Consider the following 3225-nt stretch of genomic DNA (forward strand, 5'->3'; position numbering starts at 1 on the left):
GGGCATCGAGCCCGCCGAGATCGTGGCGCGCACCGACAAGATCGGCCAGGCGGTCGCGCGCCTCGACGCCCTCGTCGGCCGCATCCAGCTCGCCGCCGAGGTCGATGGCGGCGAGATCGCGCTCGTCCCGGAGCACACGCCCTGCATGGAGTTCCTCAGGCCGCTGCTCACCGAGTACGAGCCCGGCCCCGAACTCGCCCTCACGCTGCTCTGCGGCGAGGAGACCATCTGCGGCGACCGCGGCCTGCTCTACCAAGCCGTCTCGAACCTCGTCTCCAACGCGGTCAGGTACTCGCACGCCCCCGCCGCCGTGACCGTGAGCGTCGATCGCTCGGACCTGACGGACGGCCCGATGATCACGGTCTCGGATTGCGGCATCGGCATCGACGCGGACGAGGTCGAGCGGGTGTTCGAGCCCTATTACCGGGCGCGCAACAGCACGGGCATCCGGGGCCTCGGCGTCGGCCTGCACATCGTCCGCCACTTCGTGGAGGCGCATGGCGGCGAGATCCGGATCGCGAGCCGGCCGGGCCAGGGCACCCGCGTGAGCCTCCACCTGCCTCCCGAGAAGGTCGCCGCGTGAGCCGGACCCGGATCCTCTGCGTGGAGGACGACCGCGAGATCGCCGACCTCGTCGCCGAGGTGCTGATCGAGGAGGGCTTCGCCGTCGAGCGTGCGGCGAGCGGCCCGGAAGGTCTCGCGCGCCTGCGGACGTCCCCGGACGCCGTGATCTGCGACATCGACCTGCCGGGCTTCGGCGGCCTCGACCTGCTGCGCCGCGCGAGCGAGGCCGGCGCGGTACCGCCCTTCGTGTTCCTCACCGCCTTCGGGGGGCGGCGCAACCAGATCGAGGCGCGGCGCCTCGGCTGCGCGGACTTCGTCACCAAGCCGATCGACTTCGAGCTGCTCGTGGCGGTGCTGCGCAACGTCCTGCAGCGCGCGCCCGTGCGCAGGGCCGTGCGGGAGCCCGCGGTCCAGATGACCGAGCGCGAGCGCGAGATCCTGACCCTGGTCTCGCGGGGCAAGTCGTCGATCGAGATCGCGCAGATCCTGGCGATCAGCGAGCGCACGACGAACTTCCACATCGGCAACGCGATGCGGAAGCTGAACGTGACCTCTCGCGTCCAGGCGGCCGTGATCGCCCTCTCGATGGGGCTGCTCGAGAAGTAGCCGCGCCTCGGGACGTCCCGCCAAACGCGAAAACCCTCCCTCTCCGAACGAAGAGAGGGAGGGTTGACTTTGCCCTTCGGAGGCAGATGCCCGCGTTGGCGGCGCAAGGCATCTGTCGTCTTTTTACAGCCACGATCAAGATGATCTACTGTCACGTCTGACAGGTTGCCGCTGTCAGACGTGACAGCTGTCAGATTATCTAGGACGAGGCTGTCAGGTCTGACAGTAGATGTATCGGCTCTGTTTCCCTTACGGCTCAGCCTGCGCAAGCAGGGAGATGGTCTCCCGATGCGCGGGCTCTTCGGAGGGAATCGACAGTGGCTGAATTTACGGGCGGCACCGGCAACGATACTTTCGCGGTCACGGCAGCCGACGACATCATCCGGGGCCTTGCCGGCGCCGATACGCTCACGGGCGGCGGCGGCAACGACCTGATCTACGGCAACCAGGGCGACGACGTCATCCTGCTCCGGCCCACGGGCAGCACCAGCACGTTCGCCGGCAACAGCACCCTGTTCGGCGGCCAGGGCGACGACTCGATCAACTACACCGGCTCGACGGGCAACAACATCATCTACGGAAACCTCGGCGACGACACGCTGATGGGCGGCTCCGGCAACGACACGATCTACGGCGGTCAGGGCGACGACGTGATCGTGGCCACGGGCGGCAACAACGTGCTGTTCGGCGGCCTCGGCAATGACAGCATCACCGGCGGCACCGGCAACGACACCATCTACGGCGGCGCGGGCGAGAACCGCATCACGACTGGCGGCGGCAACGATCTGGTCTACGGCAACCAGGGCGACGACGTCATCCTGCTCGGCGTTACTGGCACCGACACGCTCGCCGGCAACAGCACGCTGTTCGGCGGCCAGGGCGACGACTCGATCGACTACACCGGTCCGACGGGCAACAACATCATCGACGGAAACCTCGGCGACGACACGCTGACGGGCGGCAACGGCAACGACACGATATACGGCGGCCAGGGCGACGACGTGATCGTGGCCACGGGCGGCAACAACGTGCTGTTCGGCGGTCTCGGCAACGACATCATCACTGGTGGCGCAGGCAACGACACCATCTACGGCGGCGCAGGTAACAACACCATCGATGGCGGTGCCGGCAGCGACCTGATCTACGGTAACCAGGGCAACGACACGATCACCGGGACCAGCGCAACCGGTAACGACACCGTCTTTGGCGGTCAGGGCGACGACTCGATCGACTACTCTGGATCGAAGGGGAACAACGTCCTCTCCGGCGGCCAGGGCAACGACACGCTGATCGGCGGCACCGGCAACGACACGATCTACGGCGGCGTCGGCAACGACGTGATCACCGCCACGGGCGGCGACAACTATCTCGTCGGCGGCGCCGGCGTGGACACGCTCAACGGCGGTGCCGGCAACGACACCTTTGCCTTCGCGGCCGGGGACTCGGGCCTGACCGAGGCGACGTCAGATCTGATCGTGGGCTTCACGACGAGGGAGGACAAGATCCATCTGGACCTCGTCGGCGGACCGGTTCTACGCGACGGCGCGGCTGGTAACGCCGGGTACGACGCGCAGCTAGCCCTCGCCAACGTGCTGATCTCCGGCGGTCAGGTCAACGTCGCCTACGTGACCGGCTCGAACGGCAACTACCTGTTCGTCGACACCAACGGGAATGGGTCCGTCGACATGTCGATCCGGCTCGATGGAGCGGGGACTACCATAGCGCAAGGCGACCTCGCCCGGCTGACGGCCTGATCAGTTCCTGAAAGCAGGCAGGGACGTCGACCTGTCCGCCTTCCCAACGGACCTGGGGCCGTTCACGAGCGGTCCCACGCTACAAACGGGCATCACCCAGGTAGACTTGCCCCGGCACGGGACCGTGCCGGGGCTTTTCTCGTCGCGCCCCAGCGCCGCGCTGTCGCGATGGTCAGCGCCTGCGCGAGTGCGCCGCCGTCAGGCCGGCGCCCCGTGCTGCCAGCCGCGGATCTCGCGGATATGGGCCGCGGGCAGCTGCGCGGCCTCGGCCGCCGCCGCGACCGCCGCGAGATAGCCCGGC

General features: G+C 68.0%; 3 protein-coding genes. All 3 read left to right on the forward strand.

Annotation, left to right across the window (positions count from 1 at the left end):
• Positions 1 to 583 (forward strand): ATP-binding protein (locus AX737_RS29205; protein WP_197430764.1); only part of this gene is annotated, 583 nt, incomplete at its 5' end.
• A complete protein-coding gene (locus AX737_RS29210; RefSeq protein ID WP_066927482.1) occupies positions 580 to 1170 on the forward strand; it encodes a response regulator transcription factor in 591 nt (196 codons plus the stop codon). The genes AX737_RS29205 and AX737_RS29210, both read left to right, overlap by 4 nt.
• A gap of 317 nt (positions 1171 to 1487) precedes the next feature.
• Complete coding sequence (locus AX737_RS29215) at positions 1488 to 2924, forward strand: calcium-binding protein (RefSeq protein WP_066927484.1); 1437 nt, start codon at positions 1488 to 1490, stop codon at positions 2922 to 2924.
• The last annotated feature ends 301 nt before the right edge of the window (positions 2925 to 3225 follow it).

The organism is Methylobacterium sp. CCH5-D2 (assembly GCF_001556475.1).
GTDB lineage: Bacteria > Pseudomonadota > Alphaproteobacteria > Rhizobiales > Beijerinckiaceae > Methylobacterium > Methylobacterium hispanicum.